Genomic DNA, 208 nt, shown 5'->3' with positions numbered 1-208 from the left:
TATGCGTACCCCTCGTACCAGCATCATCATGCCGGTCTACAACACCGCCAACACCGTCATCAACGCCATACAATCCGTCCGAAACCAAACAGACCCCAACTTTGAACTGATCATCATGATCGACGGATCCCCCGATGACTCCGCCGACATCATCACCGACTACCACAAGAAAAACCCCGACACCCGCATCCACATCTTCAACAACCCC

1 protein-coding gene is annotated in these 208 nt (G+C 53.4%); it reads left to right on the top strand.

The window, feature by feature from the left end:
- The coding region (locus HMPREF2625_RS05440; RefSeq protein ID WP_141745422.1) for a glycosyltransferase family 2 protein at nucleotides 1–208 on the top strand (208 nt) is incomplete at both ends.

The sequence above is a fragment of the Rothia sp. HMSC064D08 genome, assembly GCF_001809525.1.
Taxonomy (GTDB): domain Bacteria; phylum Actinomycetota; class Actinomycetes; order Actinomycetales; family Micrococcaceae; genus Rothia; species Rothia dentocariosa.
This window is presented reverse-complemented; position numbering and strand designations above follow the sequence as displayed.